This is a genomic window from Pseudomonas sp. GNP014 (assembly GCF_054344005.1).
The window spans coordinates 846,328-864,341 of the sequence record NZ_JBTGUS010000001.1 but is presented as its reverse complement, the minus strand read 5'-3'; the positions used below and the strand labels follow the sequence as shown (position 1 = coordinate 864,341).

The window sequence follows — 18,014 nt, the reverse complement described above, 5'->3', positions numbered from 1 at the left end:
CCATGAGCATCCCCCGATCAGTCCCCTCTCCCTCTGGGAGTGTATGTACCGGACACATGGTGGACAGGTGTTCGGAGACATGGTGGACACTTTTTAATAGGCACATTGCTCATCACTAAGGAGATGACCTGTGTCTTGGGAAGAGGTGTCCACTGTGCAGCTTCGTTCAGAATTCGTGCTTTTGGCTCGGCAAGAAGGGGCCAATGTCCGGCAGCTTTGCCGTCGATTTAATATCAGCCCAAGCACCGCCTATAAATGGCTTAACAGGTTTGAAAACCTGGGTGCAGAAGGACTGAACGATCAGTCTCGACGACCGAAGACATCACCCAAGCGATGTGCTGATGAGGTTGAACAGCAGATTCTGACCGTGAGTCAGGAGTACGCGGCCTGGGGCGCTCGCAAGCTCAAACGTGTGTTGGAAGACAACGGCTTAGTGATGCCTTCGGTCAGTACCGTGCATGCGGTTTTACAGCGTCATTCACGCGTTGATCCAAAGGCCGCCGAGATCAAACCGTTTATCCGTTTTGAGCATGAAGCGCCCAACGATCTTTGGCAGATGGACTTCAAGGGGCATATCAGTCTGGGTCAGGGGCGTTGCCATCCGTTGACGATGCTGGACGATCATTCGCGGTTTTCACTGTGCATCGCGGCGTGTATCAATGAGCAGCGCGACACCGTCCAGGAGCATCTGGTCCGGGCCTTTCGGCGCTATGGCCTGCCTTTGCGCATGACGATGGACAACGGCTCTCCATGGGGTGATCAGACAGGCGTTTATACCGCGCTGGAGGTCTGGCTGATGAGTCAAGGCATCAAGGTCGGCCACTCACGACCTTATCATCCGCAAACCCAAGGAAAGCTGGAACGCTTCCACCGCAGTCTGAAAAATGAAGTCCTCCAGGGTCAGCACTTTAACGATCTCAACAGCGCGCAACGGGCGTTTGATATCTGGCGTGATATTTACAACCAGAAGCGCCCGCATCAAGCGCTGGACATGCAGGTTCCTGCTACTCGGTACAGCAGCAGCTCAAGGGAATATCAGGAGCAACCCGCAGCGCCGGAGTACGACGATGGTGATGTGGTCAGGAAGGTTCAGGTAAAGGGCGAGATCTACTGGAGGAACCGTGAATACACAGTCGGGAAAGCTTTTTACGGGAAGTCAGTAGCTATCCGGGAAACGACGGAGGACGGCATCCACGATGTCTACTGGAGTAGACATCGCATCGCCCGAATCGACTTGAACTTGCAGATCGTTACAGCAGGTAAGAAGATCTAAAACCGTCCACCATGTCTCCGAACATGTGTCCACCATGTCTCCGGTACATACAGGGAGAGGGCTAGGGTGAGGGGCTTTTAAGGTGCTGCCCGCGCCGGCAACAGCTTCAACGTACTGCGGGTATTGGCCGTGACTTCCTCTTCGCTGAAATGTGCCTGCACATACATCCCGTCCACATACGCCTCGGCCTGATCGTCGTAGTGACTGTCGAGCGGCACGCCGCTTTGACCGACCGGGTTGATGGTCAGGCTGTGCGCCGGGTCGGCGAAGTCCACCAGACGTCGTGTCGAGGGCCCGTACGTGACCGGCCATGGCGCCGGGCCGATTCTCGCCGACAGGTTATTCGGCACTTCATGGCTACCTGGCGCGGCGAATGGCCCAACATTGAAAATCCGCTCCAGTGGCTTCTGCTGACCCAGCGGATGACCATGGGTCAGGGTGTGCGCCACGCCCCATTTCCAGCCCTTCGTGTCGTCACCGAGGGTCTGTTTCAGGTGCGCCATGCTCGCCTGCCACGCCGCTTTGACGATGTCGGCTCGAGTCTCCTTGTTCGGCGTGTTGCGGCTGTCCCACCACGGTGAGTCGGCGTTCGCCGCCAGGCGCGGCAGGGCGGCATCGATCACGCGGGTCGACAGTAGCGTGTCGAAGAAATCATTGCCTAGCTCATCACGCATCGCCGCATCGGCCAGGTCGTAGAGGAACTGGTTGAACACCGTGGCACTGACCGAATCCAGCGGATAGTCGCCTTGCCATTGCGCCAGTTGCTCGACCAGCTTCAGTTGCGCCGGATCACTCACCACTTCACGCAGTACCGGCAGCAACGGCGCCAGCGTGCGCGGGCCGTAGGCGGTGGTGGTGCCCAGTTGCAGTTTCTGGTTGGCCTCGTTGTTCCACTTCACGCTTTTGTCGCTGAGCTGGCGGTTGAGCTGTTGGCCCCTGTCAGCCAGGTTGTAGTAACCGGGAATCTCCATGCCGGTCGGCGACAGTGGCTGGAAGTTGGCCGAGACGATGTAACCGCGCGCCGGGTTCTCCTCCTGCGGGTTGGCGCTGAACGGGTAGTAACCGTCCTTGTCCGCCTGACCGCTGCTGCCGTCGAGAATGAAGCCCGGTTTCACCCCGGCCGGCCGCTTGGGCAGCAACGCCGATGCCCACCAGGCGATATCGCCCTTGGCGTTGGCATACACCAGGTTCAGTCCGGGTGCCTGCACCTTGGCTGCGGCGGCGCGGGCCTTGGCCAGGGTGTCGGCGCGATTGAGCTGGTAGAAACCTTCGAGGATCGGGTTCGGCGTTTCGAGGAACGCCCACCACATGGCGATCGGCGTCTTGCCCGCCGCCGCGCCAAGGGCGTCGTTGACGATCGGGCCGTGGGGTGACTGACGCAGGGTCAGGGTCACCGGTGTCTGGCCCTTCACCTTGATCTGTTGTTCGCTGGTGACCATGTCGGTCCATTGGCCGTGGTACCAGACCTGATTCGGATTATCCGGATTGACCTTCTCGGCGATCAGGTCCAGATCGTCGTTCTGAAACATGGTCAGGCTCCAGCCGAAATCCAGGTTGTGCCCCAGAAATGCAAACGGCACCAGCGCCTGATGATGGCCGTACAACTCGAAGCCCGGCGCCGACAACTGTGCCTCGTACCACACCGACGGCACCGAAAAGCGGATGTGCGGGTCGCCGGCCAGCAGCGGTTTGCCGCTCTGGCTGCGGCTGCCGGCGATCACCCAGGCGTTGCTGCCTTCGAACTGAGGCAGGCCGTTGTCGAGCAAGGCCTGCTCGCTGAGGCGGGCGAGGGCGTTGAGGTCTTTCCAGTCAGCTGCCGCAAGGCCTGGGGTGGCTTTCGCGTGCCCCTTGGCCAGCACGCCTTTGGGCTGCCAGTCGAGGTCGAAGACATTCAGGTAATCGGCGCCGAGCTGGTCGCGCACGTAGGTCAGCAGCGGTTCGGTGCGAAACGCGGCAGCAAAGCTGTAGGCCATGTAACCGGCGACGCTGATGCTGTCCTCTGCCGTGAACGGCCGCTTGGGGATGCCCAGCACGTCGAACTCCACCGGCGCGGCGTGGCTGTCCTGATATTGGTTGATGCCGTCCAGATAGGCTTGCAGGGCCTTCCACGCCGGTGACTGTTTATCGAGACTGGCGACATAACTGGCGGCGCGTTCGCGGATGCGCAGGCTGCGGAACAGTTTGTCGGTGTCGAGCAGCTTCGGCCCGAGCACTTCGGCCAGTTCGCCGCGGGCGAGGCGGCGCATGGCTTCCATCTGGAACAGACGGTCCTGGGCATGTACGTAGCCGAGGGCGCGATAGAGGTCGGTTTCGTTCTCGGCACGAATGTGCGGCACGCCGCGCTCGTCGTAACGCACGGTCACCGAACCTTGCAGGTTGCGCAACTCCACCTGGCCCTGACGTGTGGGTTGTTTGCTGTAGACGTACCAGCCGGCGCCGGCGAGCAACACTAAGATGAGCAAGGCAAGAACGGTGAACACGCGTTTCATGGTGACTCCTTGTGCATGCGGGATTGCCGCCCGTCGGGCTGCAAACAATTAGCACAGACCTTCCGTGCCGTGCATCGCTGTCCTCGAAAAGTCCGGAATGCCTTACTGCGTCACCACCGGCCACGGGCAATAACAACCGACTGCCAGGGTGTGCGTGGCGTTGACCTGGCGATCTTGCGTCAGGGCATTGAGGATCGGTTCAATAAAACTGTTGCTGGAGTTGCAGGTCAGGCCTTCGCTGTAGGGGCCGAAGTACGCCAGTTTGCCGTTGCGGTCCCAGATCGCTACCGCCGGACTGGCGGGGATCTGCTCGGAGCCGGGTAAAACGGTGATGGTTTTCAGGCTGCCGAGGGTGGCGGGTAACTGGCCGTGGCTGCCGGCTTTCTGCACGGCAAAGAACTCGACGCCTTTGCTGCCGAAGTGCTCGACCATCTCGGTCAGGTGTTGCTGATTGCCGACGTTGCACGGGCAGGCCGGGTCCCAGAAATGCACCAGGCGAATCGGCCCCGGGCCGGCCAGTTCATCCGGCAGGCGCAACGGGTCGCCGGAAAACACCGCCGTGTGTTCGCTGAACGCGCGCAGATAACGCCCCTGAAACCAGTCGTACGCCGCCCACAGCACGCCGGCGCAGACCAAGGCGAGCAGGCTGGCAAACAGTGCGGTGCGGTAGGGCGGGCGCATGGTTTTCGATCCTCGAAAGGTCGGCTAGCTTGCCATGTCTGCCACTACAGATGAATATCGCAGGCCGATAAAGTCTGTTTACCGCTTTGGAATGACTGCATGCCTGACACTTTCGATCCCGATCATTTACGCGCGAGCCTCAAGCCCTTGGTCGAGTGGCAGCCGTTGTCGGACGAGGCCAAGGCCTATCAGCGCTTTTACAAAACCGACTTCCCCGAGCGTGATGTCTGGCGTGGCATGGGCCGTTTCGAGGTCGATGGCTATGAACTGGTCAGCCACTGCTGGTGGCCGGAGAAGGTCAAGGCGACGCTGTTTCTGTTGCACGGTTACTACGATCACACCGGTCTCTATCGGCATGTGATCGAGTGGGCGCTGGATCAGGATTTCGCGGTGATCGCCTGCGACTTGCCGGGGCACGGCCTGTCGAGCGGGCCACGGGCGAGCATTCGCGATTTCGCTGAGTACCAGGATATGTTGCAGGCGTTGTTCGCCGAGGCGCGTTCGATTGCGTTGCCGCAGCCGTGGCATCTGTGCGGGCAAAGCACCGGCGGGGCGATTGTGGTCGATCACGTGCTCAACCATGGCGAGGGCAGCCCGGCGCAAGGTCAGCTGATTCTGTTGGCGCCGCTGGTGCGCCCGCGCGCGTGGGGCTGGTCGCAGCTCAGTTATTACCTGCTGAGGCCTTTCGTGCGGGGCGTCACCCGGCGCTTCAGCGAAAACTCCAACGACCCAGCCTTCCTGCCGTTCCTGCAGGCCGATCCGTTACAGCCCAAACGCTTGCCGACGGCGTGGGTCGGCGCACTGTCGCGCTGGATCATCCGTGTCGAACACGCGAAAAAAAGCCCGCGACGGCCACTGATCATTCAGGGGCAGGCGGACATGACCGTGGACTGGCAGCACAATTTGCAGGTGTTGAAGTGGAAGTTTGATCGACCGCAGATCCTGCTGCTGCCGGAGGCGCGGCATCACCTGGCCAATGAAACGGCGGAGATGCGCGAGGAGTATTTCGAGTTTCTGAGCAAGCGGATCAGAGGGCGTAATCTTCAGTAACCTTACTGACCTCATCGCTGGCAAGCCAGCTCCCACGGATTCTCAAGTGCCCACAAATCCTGCGTTCACTAAAGATCCCTGTGGGAGCTGGCTTGCCAGCGATGGCGGTCTGACAGGCTTAAACGATTACTGGCTGAGGCTCGAAGCGCTTTGCCCCACCGCCAGCCCCGCCCGAATCGCTGCCAGCGCCGCCTGATAATAAGCCTTGCCCTCGGCGGACTCGGCAAAGGTCGCGAACTGCTCCAGTTCGTCATCCGACAGATCACGATAAACGTAGAGCAGGGTGTTGTTCATGTCGGCGCCAATCTGCTCCATCAAGCGCTGGCGCTGCCCATTCAACATACCTTGCGCCTGGCCCCCACCGAGCAGGCCGGGGATCATCGAACTCAAGCTGTCGGCCGCCACACCGGCAATCGCCAGGCTCACTTCAGCGCCGGCTTCACGGGCCGGCAACGCCTGGGCGAGGTGGCCAATGATCAGCAGGCGATTGTCACTGGCCGGCATCTTCGGCAGGCCCTTGGCATTCTTCGCCAGTTGATCGCGGCGGGTCGCGAGCAATTCGGCGGCGACGATTTTCCTGCCCAGCGGCGATTGGAAGAAGGCCAGGGCCGGTTTCGGGTCGGCGAGGTGCTGCCGCAGCTGGGCTTCGGCGCGTTGATCCATGGCCTGGGGAGCGAAGCGCTGGTTGCTGTTGTTGACCAGCGCCTGAAACACGGCGGGTGGCAGGCTGTTCTGATAGCGCTGCTGTGCGGCACTGAGGGCGTCATTGAAGTGCGCACGTTGATCTGGCCAGCCGGCGATCTTGTACAACTGATCGTGGCCGTCCGCCCAGGCGGGCAAAACGCAGAACATCAACAGTGAAAAAAGCAAACGGCGCATAGGGACTCCTGTCAGCAGCGGACTATTCTCCGTGCGGTGCCGGTACTTGTCGAGAATTCGTAGCAAGCCGCTGCGTGGCTCTGTCGGATTTCCTGCCGCCGACATACTATGCGCGCCATGCAAATATCCTCTGAACACCCACTGCTGTTACGCATCGTCGATGACCTGGCCGAACATGGCTGGTCGCAGCAGAACATATTCCTGCCCGCCGGTTTGACCCGCGAGCTGGCGGCCGAGTGCCGTAAACGTGAAGCCGAGGGTGAACTGGCGCCGGCGGCGGTCGGGCGTGGGCCGTTTTCAGAGATTCGCGAGGGGATTCGCGGCGACCACATTCAGTGGATCGATCCGGGCCAGGCCGATTCTAGCGACCGCTATCTGAATCTTATGGAGAGCCTGCGCGAGGCACTCAACCGAGGCTTGTTTCTTGGTCTTGAGGACTTTGAATGCCATTTCGCGCTGTATCCGCCGGGTGCTTTTTATCGCAAGCACGTCGACCGTTTTCGCGACGACGACAAGCGCATGGTCTCGGTGGTGGTCTACCTCAATGACGCTTGGTTGCCGGAGGATGGCGGGCAACTGCGCATGTACCTGAACGACGATCGCGTGCACGACGTGCAGCCAACTGGCGGTTGTCTGGTGGTGTTCCTCTCCGGTGAAGTGCCGCATGAAGTTCTGCCGGCGAACCGCGAGCGCCTGTCGCTGACCGGCTGGTTCCGCCGCCGTGGCAACGAGCCGTTCTGACATGGACAAGATTCTGGTCAGTCGCTGCCTGTTGGGCCACCGCGTGCGTTACGACGGCGGGGCCAGCGGGCCGTTTGATTTGCTCGAACAGTGGATCGCCGAAGGGCGCGTAGTGCCGCTGTGTCCGGAAGTCGCCGGTGGGTTGCCGACGCCACGGGCGGCGGCGGAGATTCCGGGCGGGCAGGGTGGTGAAGTGCTTGATGGCGTCGCGGCGGTAATCACTACCGAGGGCGAGGATGTCAGTGCGCAGTTTCTCGACGGAGCACGCCAGGCGCTGGCGTTGGTGCAAAAACACGGCATTCGGGTGGCGGTGCTCAAGGCCAACAGTCCTTCTTGCGGCAATCTGCTGACTTACGACGGGACGTTCAGCGGAGTGAAAGTCTCAGGCGAAGGCGTAACGGCCGCGTTGCTCAAGCGCCATGGCGTGCAGGTTTTCAGTGAACTCGAACTGCCGCTGGCGGCGGTGGCTCTGGCGGCTTTGGACTGATCCGGAATCGTTGCCCTCACCCCAGCCCTCTCCCTGAGGGAGAGGGGGCCGACCGCGGGGTCTGGCGTCTTGCATCGACCTGAAAGACCTCATCGATTATGGATTCGACAAAGTCATGATCAGTCGATTTTGGATTCGGTATAGCAATCCCAAGTCGATTATGGATTCGACAAAGTCATGATCAGTCGATTTCGGATTCGGTATTGCAATCCCAAGTCGGCGTATCTCTGAAGCGTCCCCCAATCAGCCCCCTCTCCCTGAGGGAGAGGGGGCCGACCGCGGGGTCTGGCGTCTTGCATCGAGCTGAAAGACCTCATCGATTATGGATTCGACAAAGCCATGATCAGTCGATTTCGGATTCGGTATAGCGATCCCAAGTCGGCGTATCTCTGAATCGTCCCCCAATCAGTCCCCTCTCCCTCTGGGAGAGGGTTAGGGTGAGGGGCTTTTAAGGCTTGAACCACTTCTCGGTCAGCGCCGCCAGGCGCCCGTCCGCCTTGATCCGCTGCAGCGCACCCGCAAGGCTGGCCTGAAACGCCGGATTGCCCTTCTGAAACGGAATCGCCAACTCGACCGGTGTCGCCGCTTTTGGCTTCTCTTCCGTCAATGCCTGCACCAGCACCATCGGCCGTGGCTGCTCATCCTTCTTCGCCAGCAACTGCGCATCGGCCTTGCCGTAAGGCTCACTGAAATCGAAACGATCCTTGAGTTCCGGTGTCAGTGCCATGTGGTTGAGCGCAACATCGTACTTGCCGCTTTCAACGCCCTGGAGCAGGTCGGCTTCGTCAGTGACGATGAATTCGGCGCGCACGTCCAGCTCGTTGGCCAGCAGTTGTCCCAGCTCGACCTCGAACCCTGTGAGTTTGTCGCTATCGTCCTTGTAATTGAAGGGCGGTGTATTAGCCTCAAGGGCTATGCGCAGCTCGCCACGGTCGTTGACGTCATCAATCAGTTCGGCGTGAGCCAGAGGGCTCAAAAGGGGTAGCAGGCAGATCAGGCCAGGCAGAAAACGCATGGTCACTCCTTTGAAATCATTATCGCGACGCTCTGATTCAGGCTCGCTTTGCTATGGTTGTCGAGTGCCTTCGACAACGAATGGTCATGAAGTTGTCATGACCACGCGGATTTTACGGAAAAACTGGAGAATAGAATGAAAACGTTTATGTCACGAGCAGCCTTGGCTGGCCTGTTGATGGGTGTTTCAGTGCTGGCCAGTGCAGCGACTCCGGCCCCCAAGGGCGCTGAAGTGTTCATCGTTTCTCCCGAGGACGGGGCCACGGTTTCCCAGGAATTCAAAGTCAAGTTCGGTACCAAGGATGTCGCGTTGGCGCCGGCCGGTGATGTCACCAAAAACACCGGGCACCACCACCTGCTGATCGACGTCGACAAGCTGCCGGCGGCAGGCGCGCCGATTCCGAATGATGCGAACCACATGCACTTCGGCAAGGCGCAGACCGAGGCCACGATCAAACTGGCACCGGGCAAGCACACCCTGCAACTGGAGCTGGGCGACAGCGGCCACATGCCGTTCGATCCGCCAATCGTCTCGAAGAAAATCACCGTTAACGTCGAATAAAAAAAAGGGAGCCCTTCGGGGCTCCCTTTTTTTACAGCTGCAAGCTTCAAGCTGAAAGCCTCAAGTCAAAGCAAAAGCGAACATCACTTGCCGCTTGTAACTTGAGGCTTGTAGCTGCTCTTAGAAGAGCACACGGCTACGGATGGTGCCGTTGACGTGTTGCAGCTTCTCTTGCGCCAGCTCCGAGTACTCGGCGTCGACGTCGATTACCACGTAACCGACTTTCTCGTTGGTCTGCAGGAACTGACCGGAGATGTTGATGCCGTTTTCGGCGAAGACCTTGTTGATCTCGCTCATCACACCCGGGATGTTCTCGTGGATGTGCAGCAGGCGGTGCTTGCCAGGGTGAGCCGGCAGGGCCACTTCCGGGAAGTTCACCGACGAAACGGACGTACCGTTGTCGCTGTACTTGACCAGTTTTTCTGCCACTTCCAGACCGATGTTGGCTTGCGCTTCGGCGGTCGAACCACCGATGTGCGGGGTCAGGATCACGTTGTCCAGGCCACGCAGCGGGCTTTCGAACTCTTCGTCGTTGGAGCGTGGCTCCACCGGGAATACGTCGATGGCTGCGCCGATCAGGTGCTTGTCCTTGATCGCGTCCGCCAGGGCGTCCAGCTCGACCACGGTACCGCGCGCGGCGTTGATCAGGATGCCGCCCTTCTTGATGGCGCGGATTTCCTTCTCGCCGATCATCCACTGGGTCGCAGCGGTTTCCGGTACGTGCAGGGTGACGATATCGGACATGCCCAGCAGCTCGTGCAGGTTGCCGACCTGAGTGGCGTTGCCCAGCGGCAGCTTGGTCACGGTGTCATAGAAGAACACCTGCATGCCCAAGCCTTCCGCCAGAACCGACAGCTGCGTACCGATCGAGCCGTAGCCGACGATGCCCAGTTTCTTGCCTCGGATCTCGAAGGAGTTGGCTGCGGACTTGATCCAGCCGCCACGGTGGCAGGAAGCGTTCTTCTCCGGGATGCCGCGCAGCAGCAGGATCGCTTCGGCCAGTACCAGCTCGGCAACGGAGCGGGTGTTGGAGTACGGCGCGTTGAACACGGCGATACCGCGCTCGCGGGCAGCACTCAGGTCAACCTGGTTGGTGCCGATGCAGAAACAGCCGACTGCCACCAGCTTCTTCGCGTGATCGAAGATATCTTCGGTCAGTTGGGTGCGCGAACGAATGCCGATGAAGTGAGCGTCAGCGATCTTTTCCTTGAGCTCGGCTTCCGGCAAGGAGCCTGTCAGGTATTCGATGCTGGTGTAGCCCGCCGCCTTGAGGACGTCGACAGCCGATTGGTGGACGCCTTCGAGAAGAAGGAACTTGATCTTGCTCTTATCGAGAGAAGTCTTGCTCATCTGCGTAAACCTGTATCCCGGAGAAAAATGGCAGGAAATGGTCAACAGACATTGACCTGGACGACAAGAAAGCCGTCACCGCAGAACTGGCCTTGGGCACTGGCCTGCGGGGTCGGTATGCTAGCATAGCCACCCCGCGAAACACTCATTCCTGCGACGTGAAGCGTCTTCAGGATGACCATGAATTGTTCGAGAGTTCTGTCGATGACCAATCCTGCCCTGATTGATGAACTGAAGACCCTGGTCGAGCCTGGCAAGGTCCTGACCGATGCCGACTCCCTGAACACGTACGGCAAGGATTGGACCAAGCACTTCGCCCCGGCGCCAAGTGCCATCGTGTTTCCCAAGACTATCGAGCAGGTGCAGGCCATCGTCCGTTGGGCCAACACCCACAAGGTGGCGCTGGTGCCATCCGGCGGGCGCACCGGGCTTTCTGCCGCCGCCGTGGCCGCCAATGGCGAAGTGGTGGTGTCGTTCGACTACATGAACCAGATTCTCGACGTGAACCTCACCGACCGCACCGCCGTGTGTCAGCCGGGCGTAGTCACCGAGCACTTGCAGAACGTTGCCGAAGAAAACGGCCTGTACTACCCGGTGGACTTCGCTTCGGCCGGTTCCAGCCAGATTGGCGGCAATATCGGCACCAATGCCGGCGGGATCAAGGTGATTCGCTACGGCATGACCCGCAACTGGGTCGCCGGCATGAAGGTGGTCACCGGCAAGGGCGATGTGCTGGAGCTGAACAAAGACCTGATCAAGAACGCCACCGGTTATGACCTGCGCCAATTGTTCATCGGCGCTGAAGGCACCCTTGGATTTGTCGTCGAAGCGACCATGCGTCTGGATCGCGCGCCGAAAAACCTCACCGCGATGGTCCTCGGCACTGCCGATTTCGATTCGATCATGCCGGTGCTGCACGCTTTCCAGGGCAAACTCGACCTGACCGCGTTCGAATTCTTCTCCGACAAGGCTCTGGCCAAAGTGCTGGGCCGTGGCGATGTGCCGGCACCCTTCGAAACCGATTGCCCGTTCTACGCGCTGCTGGAATTTGAAGCGACTACGGAAGAAGTGGCCAACAGCGCGCTGGAAACCTTCGAGCACTGCGTCGAGCAGGGCTGGGTGCTGGACGGCGTGATGAGCCAGAGCGAAACCCAGCTGCAGAACCTGTGGAAGCTGCGCGAATACATCTCCGAAACCATCTCGCACTGGACGCCGTACAAGAACGACATCTCGGTCACCGTGTCGAAAGTGCCGGCATTCCTGCAGGAAATCGACGCGATCGTCGGCGAACACTATCCAGACTTCGAAATCGTCTGGTTCGGCCACATCGGCGACGGCAACCTGCACCTGAACATCCTCAAGCCGGATAACCTGAGCAAGGACGAGTTTTTCGCCAAGTGCGCAACCGTCAACAAGTGGGTGTTCGAAACCGTCGAGAAGTACAACGGTTCGATTTCCGCCGAGCACGGCGTGGGCATGACCAAGCGCGACTACTTGACGTACAGCCGTTCGCCAGTCGAAATCGAGTACATGAAAGCGGTCAAGGCGGTGTTCGACCCGAACGGCATCATGAACCCGGGCAAGATCTTCGCGGTTTGATGGGCAATCTTTGATGAATCAATGAAGGCAGGAGTCGGTAAATGAGCTATCAGCACCAGTATGTCGACGGCACGCGCATTCACTTCCCGATCGGGAAAGTCGTGTGCATTGGCCGTAATTACGCCGAACACGCCAAGGAACTGGACAACCCGGTCCCGACCGAACCGTTGCTGTTCATCAAGCCGGGCAGTTGTGTGGTGCCGCTGGAAGGCGGGTTCAGCATTCCGACCGAGCGCGGTTCGGTGCACTACGAAGCGGAAATCGCTGTGCTGATCGGCAAGCCGCTGTCGACCAAGCCGAGCCGCGAAGAGGTGCTCGACGCGATCTCCGGTTTCGCCCCGGCGCTGGACCTGACCCTGCGCGACAAGCAGGCCGAGCTCAAGTCCAAGGGCCTGCCGTGGGAAATCGCCAAGTCGTTCGACGGCGCAGCGGTGATCGCCCCGTTCGTGGTCGGCAGCACCTTCGCTGACCTGACCGACATCGGCATACGCCTGACCATCAACGGTGAAGTGCGCCAGGACGGCAACAGCAGCGCGATGCTCAACCCGATCGTGCCGATGATCCAGCACATGGCCGGCTGCTTCTCGCTACAGGCCGGCGACGTGATTCTCACCGGCACCCCGGTGGGCGTCGGTCCGCTGAGTGTCGGCGACGACATCGTGCTCGAACTGGTCGGCGCGAGCCGCTTCACCAGCAGCGTACGCTAACCGCAACACTGCAAATCCCCTGTGGGAGCGAGCTTGCTCGCGAAGGCGCCAGGTCAGTCGACATCATCGTTGCCTGACACTCCGTCTTCGCGAGCAAGCTCGCTCCCACATTGTTTTGTGGGGCCCTGAAGATGGTTGGCAGCACACGACAATCCCGCCATTTGCCGTTTTTTTCACATCCTGTCCGGATAATTCCTCTCATTCTGGCGTCTGAGCCGGCCTCTTTGTGCTATTACCCATAGCCTGAATATTCGGAATGCGTCCCTGATGTCTGCTCAAACTCAGCTCGATTCTCCTCGTCGTTCACGTTTTGCCCTGCGTTGGTATGTCTGGCTGTTGCTGGTGCTTGCCGCCGCTTATGGTCTGGCGTTTGCCATGCATTGGGATGACCGTGGCCTGCTCTGGGTGCGCGAGCGTTTCGAGAGCCAGGCCGAGCAGAAAGCCAGCGTCTGGTTGCCGGACTATCGGGTGGTCATCGACGGCAAACTGCTGCCGGGCATGGAAAAGGACGAGGCCTCGGACCTCGCCTACAATCCACAGACCAAGACCCTGTTTTCGGTGATGGGCAAAAATCCGTTCCTGGTCGAGCTCACCCTGCACGGCGATGTGCTGCGCAAAATGCCGCTGGTGGGCTGGAGCAATCCGGAAGGCCTGACGGTCATGGAGAACGGCCTGATGGCCATTGTCGATGAGCGTCAGCACATGCTCTCGATCGTCAAGGTCGATGCCGACACTCGCGAATTGAACATCGCCGACTTCCCCAAGTACGATCTCGGCCCGTCGAAAGATCAGAACAAAGCCTTCGAAGCGATTACCTGGGACCCGCACAACCAGCAACTGCTGTTGGGCGAAGAGCGTCCGCCGGCGCTGTTCACCTGGAAAAGCGACGGCAGCCAGACCCTCAAGGGTGACAAGCAGAAGCTTGCCAATGATGAGCTGGATATCCGCAACCTCTCGGCCCTGGCGATTGACCCGCGCACCCAGCACACTCTGGTGCTGTCTGCCGATTCGCACCTGTTGCTGGAGCTGGACGAGAAAGGCGGACAGGTCAGCTTCATGACCCTGCTGGGCGGCTTCAACGGTCTGAAAAACACCATTCCCCGTGCCGAAGGCGTGACCATGGACGAGGCCGGTACGCTGTACATGGTCAGTGAACCCAACCTGTTTTACCGCTTCGAAAAACACAAATAGCCCCTGCTGCCGGGGTTGTCTTGTGGTTTAAGGCAAGTGGCCATTAAGCTTCAATTCAGACGGGCGTGATATTTCATCCGCCTGTTTTGAATCCGAGCCCGCCCGAATGCGTCGACTTGCCCGCCCCAAGCCCCTGTTCGTCACCCTGTCGGTGATTGCCCTGATCGCGTTGATTGCGATCGGCCAATACCTGCGCCTGTTCGAGCGCGCCTGGTTCAATCTGCACACGCTGTGGCAACCGCAGAGTAGCGAGTCGATTGGGCTGGATCAGTATCGGGTCGAGATTGAAGCGCGGGTGATTGACGGGCTGGACGACGATGTTTCGGCGCTCACCTTCGATCCGGTGCGCAAAAGCCTGTTCACCGTAACCAACAAGAATTCCGAACTGGTCGAACTGTCGCTCGAAGGCAAGATCCTGCGGCGCATTGCCCTGATTGGTTTTGGCGATCCCGAAGCCGTCGAGTACATCAGCGCCGACACCTACGTGATCACGGATGAGCGTCAGCAGCGGCTGATCAAGATTCACTTGGAGGCAGACACCACATTCCTCGACGCGGCGGACGCCGAGCAGATGACCCTCGGCGTGCATATGGCCAGCAACAAAGGTTTTGAAGGCCTGGCGTATGACTCGGTAGGCAAGCGCTTGTTTGTTGCGAAGGAACGCAACCCGATGCTGATCTACGAAGTGCACGGTTTTCCGCACTTCAATCCGGAGAAGTCCTACGCGGTGCACGTGATCAACGATCCCAAGCGCGATGCCGGGATGTTTGTGCGCGATCTGTCGAGCCTGCAATACGACGAGCGCAGCGGGCATTTGCTGGCGCTGTCGGATGAGTCACGGTTGATTCTCGAGCTGGATGTCGGCGGGCGGCCGTTGAGCACGATGTCGATCAGTGGCGGGCGCCAGGGTTTGAAGAAAACCGTGCCGCAGGCGGAGGGGATTGCGATGGATGATGACGGCACGTTGTATCTGGTGAGTGAGCCGAATCTGTTTTACGTTTTCAAAAAACCAACACTGAACTAATCAACACCACAAATCACTGTGGGAGCGAGCTTGCTCGCGAAGGCGCCGGGTCAGCCAATGAAGATGTTGGCTGATCCACCGCATTCGCGAGCAAGCTCGCTCCCACAGGTTCATTTGTCTGCCCATGAATTTCGGGCAGTCTGGGCTTACTCAGCCTTGAGGGTTTTCACGCCTTCGCTGGTGCCCAGCAGCAACAGGTCCGCCGGACGCGCCGCGAACAGGCCGTTGGTGACCACGCCGACGATCGCATTGATCTGCGCTTCCAGCTCCACCGGGTTGGTGATCTGCAGGTTGAACACATCCAGGATGATGTTGCCGTTGTCGGTCAGCACGCCTTCGCGATATACCGGGTCGCCGCCCAGTTTCACCAGTTGGCGGGCAACGTGGCTGCGGGCCATCGGGATCACTTCGACCGGCAGCGGGAATTCACCCAGCACCGGCACCAGTTTGCTGGCGTCGGCGATGCAGATGAAGGTCTTGGCCACGGCGGCGACGATCTTCTCGCGGGTCAGGGCTGCGCCGCCGCCCTTGATCAGGTTCAGGTGCGCGTCGCTTTCATCGGCGCCGTCGACGTAGAACTCCAGGTCGCTGACGGTGTTCAGCTCATACACTGGAATGCCGTGGCCCTTGAGGCGCGCAGCGGTGGCTTCGGAGCTGGCGACCGCGCCATCGAACGCGCCCTTGTGCTGGGCCAGGGCGTCGATGAAGCAGTTGGCGGTGGAGCCGGTGCCGACCCCGACGATGCTCTTGTCGTCGAGTTTCGGAAGGATGAAGTCGACGGCGGCCTGCGCCACTGCCTGTTTGAGTTGATCCTGGGTCATGCGGGCTCCGGAAGCGGGCAAGGTGAGAACGGAAAGGCCGGCATTATAGCCGCAAGCGCGGCTAAAACCTCTGGATTCGTGTGGTCGTCCGGGCAAAAGCCGGGTTAGACTCCTTGGCCCTGCCCAACCCGCTCAGTGATGCTTTCCGATGCTCGAACAGTACGTCAAAAAGATCCTCACCTCGCGCGTTTATGACGTTGCCGTAGAAACCCCGCTGCAGAACGCTCGCCAGCTCTCCGAGCGGTTGGGCAATGACATCTGGCTCAAGCGTGAAGACTTGCAGCCGGTGTTCTCGTTCAAGATTCGCGGCGCCTACAACAAATTGACCCAGCTGACCGACGAAGAGCGCGCCCGTGGCGTGGTCACTGCGTCGGCGGGTAACCATGCGCAGGGTCTGGCCCTGGCGGCGAAAGTGCTGGGCGTCAAAGCCACTATCGTCATGCCCAAGACCACCCCGGAGATCAAGGTCGAGGGCGTGCGCTCGCGTGGCGGCAAAGTGGTGCTGCACGGCGACTCGTTCCCGGAGGCACTGGCCTATTCGCTGAAACTGGTCGACGAAAAGGGCTACGTCTACATCCACCCGTACGACGATCCGCACACCATTGCCGGGCAGGGCACCGTGGCGATGGAAATTCTGCGTCAGCACCCGCAACCGCTGGACGCGATCTTCGTGCCGGTCGGCGGCGGCGGTCTGATCGCCGGCATCGCGGCGTATGTGAAATACCTGCGCCCGGACATCAAGGTCATCGGTGTCGAGCCGGACGACTCCAATTGCCTGCAAGCGGCCATGGCCGCGGGTGAGCGCGTGGTATTGCCGACCGTGGGCATCTTCGCCGACGGCGTGGCGGTGGCGCAGATCGGCCAGCACACCTTCGACATCTGCAAGGATTACGTCGACGAAGTGATCACCGTCAGCACCGACGAAATCTGCGCCGCCATCAAGGATATCTACGACGATACCCGCTCGATCACCGAACCTGCCGGCGCTTTGGGCGTGGCCGGGATCAAGAAGTATGTCGAGTTGCGCGGCGTCAGCGGCCAGACCTTCGTCGCCATCGACTCTGGCGCCAACGTCAACTTCGACCGCCTGCGCCACGTCGCCGAACGCGCCGAGCTGGGTGAAGGCCGCGAAGCGATCATCGCGGTGACCATTCCCGAGAAGGCCGGCAGCTTCAAGGCGTTCTGCGAGGCCGTTGGCAAACGCCAGATCACCGAATTCAACTACCGCTACAACACCGGCAGCGAAGCGCACATTTTCGTCGGCGTGCAGACCCACCCGGAAAACGACCCGCGCAGCGCCCTGCTGGCGAGCCTGACCGAACAGGGTTTTCCGGTCATCGACCTGACCGATAACGAGCTGGCCAAGTTGCACATTCGCCACATGGTCGGCGGGCACGCGGCGCACGTCATTGATGAAGTGGTGTTTCGCTTCGAGTTCCCGGAACGTCCGGGGGCGCTGTTCAACTTCCTCAACAAGCTGGGCGGGCGCTGGAACATCTCGATGTTCCACTACCGCAACCACGGGGCTGCCGATGGCCGCGTGGTCGCCGGTCTGCAAGTCCCGCACGACGAGCGCCATCTGGTGCCGGCGGCCCTTGAGGAAATCGGTTACCCGTATTGGGATGAAAGCGAGAACCCGGCCTATCAGCTGTTTCTTGGCTGAGCGGCTACGCTGATGGGCATGGCCCAAGGAAGACGAACACATGGAAACCCTGACCACCCTGAAAGTCCTTCACGTTGCGGCGACCGTGGTGATCCTCTTGAGCGGGCTGGGGCTCGCCGCACTTTCCTGGCGTAATCGCAGCGAAGGACCGGCCAGCACGATGCAGCGGCCTTGGCTGTTCATCTGGTGTCTGATGCTGCTCGGCATGTTCAGCATGCCGTTCACCGGATGGTGGCTGGTGCACCTGGTGGGCTGGTCGTTGGGGCAGTTCTGGATTCTGGGTTCCAGTGTGATCTATGCCGTGGCCACGTTCAGTGCCGTCTGGCTGCTGGTTCGGCTGAATCGGCTGTGGACGAGCGGGGTCGGCAATCGGAAATTCAATCTGGCACTGGCGATTGTCAGCGGCGTCGGATTTCTCGCCATTGCGGCGTTGATGGGGGCCAAGCCTGTTTAAGGCTTGAGACCGAGTCGAGCCAATCGCTG

At 60.2% G+C, this 18,014-nt stretch carries 17 protein-coding genes; 11 read left to right on the top strand and 6 right to left on the bottom strand.

Annotated elements, in window-relative coordinates:
* Positions 1 to 130 precede the first annotated feature (130 nt).
* The gene (locus ACXX9E_RS04035; protein ID WP_409202038.1) at positions 131 to 1,273 is read left to right on the top strand and encodes an IS481 family transposase; all 1,143 of its coding nucleotides are present in this window, start codon (positions 131 to 133) and stop codon (positions 1,271 to 1,273) included.
* A 77-nt stretch (positions 1,274 to 1,350) separates the two neighbouring features.
* On the opposite strand, the gene ACXX9E_RS04030 is transcribed toward ACXX9E_RS04035, so the two are convergent.
* Together ACXX9E_RS04030 and ACXX9E_RS04025 are read right to left on the bottom strand one after the other, a co-directional pair.
* Positions 1,351 to 3,762, bottom strand: coding sequence for a penicillin acylase family protein (locus tag ACXX9E_RS04030; RefSeq protein WP_458555055.1), 2,412 nt, complete (start codon positions 3,760 to 3,762; stop codon positions 1,351 to 1,353).
* A gap of 102 nt (positions 3,763 to 3,864) precedes the next feature.
* Positions 3,865 to 4,443 carry a DUF6436 domain-containing protein gene (locus tag ACXX9E_RS04025; RefSeq protein WP_128615554.1) on the bottom strand — a complete coding sequence of 193 codons (579 nt, stop codon included), beginning with the start codon at positions 4,441 to 4,443 and terminating at the stop codon, positions 3,865 to 3,867.
* Between the two features lie 99 nt (positions 4,444 to 4,542).
* On the opposite strand from ACXX9E_RS04025, the gene bipL reads away from it, so the two are divergent.
* Positions 4,543 to 5,493: a phospholipase BipL gene (gene bipL / locus ACXX9E_RS04020; RefSeq protein WP_222834094.1), complete on the top strand. Its 951-nt coding sequence runs from the start codon at positions 4,543 to 4,545 to the stop codon at positions 5,491 to 5,493.
* Positions 5,494 to 5,619: 126 nt separating this feature from the next.
* On the opposite strand, the gene ACXX9E_RS04015 is transcribed toward bipL, so the two are convergent.
* Entirely contained in the window at positions 5,620 to 6,372 is a 753-nt protein-coding gene (locus ACXX9E_RS04015) for a DUF2059 domain-containing protein (RefSeq protein WP_128615555.1), read from the bottom strand.
* Between the two features lie 108 nt (positions 6,373 to 6,480).
* Between ACXX9E_RS04015 and ACXX9E_RS04010 the strand changes: the two genes are divergently transcribed.
* Together ACXX9E_RS04010 and ACXX9E_RS04005 are read left to right on the top strand one after the other, a co-directional pair.
* On the top strand, positions 6,481 to 7,113 hold the full coding sequence (locus tag ACXX9E_RS04010) for a 2OG-Fe(II) oxygenase (RefSeq protein ID WP_123469650.1): 633 nt from the start codon (positions 6,481 to 6,483) through the stop codon (positions 7,111 to 7,113).
* Position 7,114: 1 nt separating this feature from the next.
* Positions 7,115 to 7,600: a 2-thiouracil desulfurase family protein gene (locus ACXX9E_RS04005; RefSeq protein ID WP_128615556.1), complete on the top strand. Its 486-nt coding sequence runs from the start codon at positions 7,115 to 7,117 to the stop codon at positions 7,598 to 7,600.
* Between the two features lie 448 nt (positions 7,601 to 8,048).
* Here ACXX9E_RS04005 and ACXX9E_RS04000 read toward each other — a convergent pair whose 3' ends face one another.
* Positions 8,049 to 8,615: a transporter substrate-binding domain-containing protein gene (locus ACXX9E_RS04000; protein WP_458555054.1), complete on the bottom strand. Its 567-nt coding sequence runs from the start codon at positions 8,613 to 8,615 to the stop codon at positions 8,049 to 8,051.
* A gap of 135 nt (positions 8,616 to 8,750) precedes the next feature.
* Here ACXX9E_RS04000 and ACXX9E_RS03995 point away from each other — a divergent pair, with 135 nt between their 5' ends.
* Positions 8,751 to 9,176: a DUF4399 domain-containing protein gene (locus ACXX9E_RS03995; RefSeq protein ID WP_123469644.1), complete on the top strand. Its 426-nt coding sequence runs from the start codon at positions 8,751 to 8,753 to the stop codon at positions 9,174 to 9,176.
* Between the two features lie 120 nt (positions 9,177 to 9,296).
* Here the strand turns inward: ACXX9E_RS03995 and serA are convergent, their stop codons facing one another.
* Positions 9,297 to 10,526, bottom strand: a complete 1,230-nt coding sequence (gene serA, locus ACXX9E_RS03990; protein WP_128615558.1) for a phosphoglycerate dehydrogenase — start codon at positions 10,524 to 10,526, stop codon at positions 9,297 to 9,299.
* Positions 10,527 to 10,730: 204 nt separating this feature from the next.
* Between serA and ACXX9E_RS03985 the strand changes: the two genes are divergently transcribed.
* From ACXX9E_RS03985 to ACXX9E_RS03970, 4 genes are all read left to right on the top strand, one after another.
* On the top strand, positions 10,731 to 12,125 hold the full coding sequence (locus ACXX9E_RS03985; protein ID WP_123469642.1) for a D-2-hydroxyglutarate dehydrogenase: 1,395 nt from the start codon (positions 10,731 to 10,733) through the stop codon (positions 12,123 to 12,125).
* A gap of 41 nt (positions 12,126 to 12,166) precedes the next feature.
* A complete protein-coding gene (locus tag ACXX9E_RS03980; RefSeq protein WP_322375801.1) occupies positions 12,167 to 12,832 on the top strand; it encodes a fumarylacetoacetate hydrolase family protein in 666 nt (221 codons plus the stop codon).
* A gap of 267 nt (positions 12,833 to 13,099) precedes the next feature.
* Positions 13,100 to 14,023 carry an SdiA-regulated domain-containing protein gene (locus ACXX9E_RS03975; protein WP_186744113.1) on the top strand — a complete coding sequence of 308 codons (924 nt, stop codon included), beginning with the start codon at positions 13,100 to 13,102 and terminating at the stop codon, positions 14,021 to 14,023.
* Positions 14,024 to 14,129: 106 nt separating this feature from the next.
* Positions 14,130 to 15,047, top strand: a complete 918-nt coding sequence (locus ACXX9E_RS03970; protein WP_123469638.1) for an SdiA-regulated domain-containing protein — start codon at positions 14,130 to 14,132, stop codon at positions 15,045 to 15,047.
* A gap of 146 nt (positions 15,048 to 15,193) precedes the next feature.
* Here ACXX9E_RS03970 and rpiA read toward each other — a convergent pair whose 3' ends face one another.
* The gene (gene rpiA / locus ACXX9E_RS03965; RefSeq protein WP_007913886.1) at positions 15,194 to 15,868 is read right to left on the bottom strand and encodes a ribose-5-phosphate isomerase RpiA; all 675 of its coding nucleotides are present in this window, start codon (positions 15,866 to 15,868) and stop codon (positions 15,194 to 15,196) included.
* A 148-nt stretch (positions 15,869 to 16,016) separates the two neighbouring features.
* On the opposite strand from rpiA, the gene ilvA reads away from it, so the two are divergent.
* Both ilvA and ACXX9E_RS03955 read left to right on the top strand, forming a co-directional pair.
* Positions 16,017 to 17,531 (top strand): threonine ammonia-lyase, biosynthetic, encoded by a 1,515-nt coding sequence (ilvA, locus tag ACXX9E_RS03960; protein ID WP_186747059.1) that lies wholly within the window; start codon positions 16,017 to 16,019, stop codon positions 17,529 to 17,531.
* 40 nt (positions 17,532 to 17,571) lie between these two features.
* Entirely contained in the window at positions 17,572 to 17,985 is a 414-nt protein-coding gene (locus ACXX9E_RS03955) for a DUF2269 family protein (RefSeq protein ID WP_123469634.1), read from the top strand.
* Positions 17,986 to 18,014: the final 29 nt, after the last annotated feature.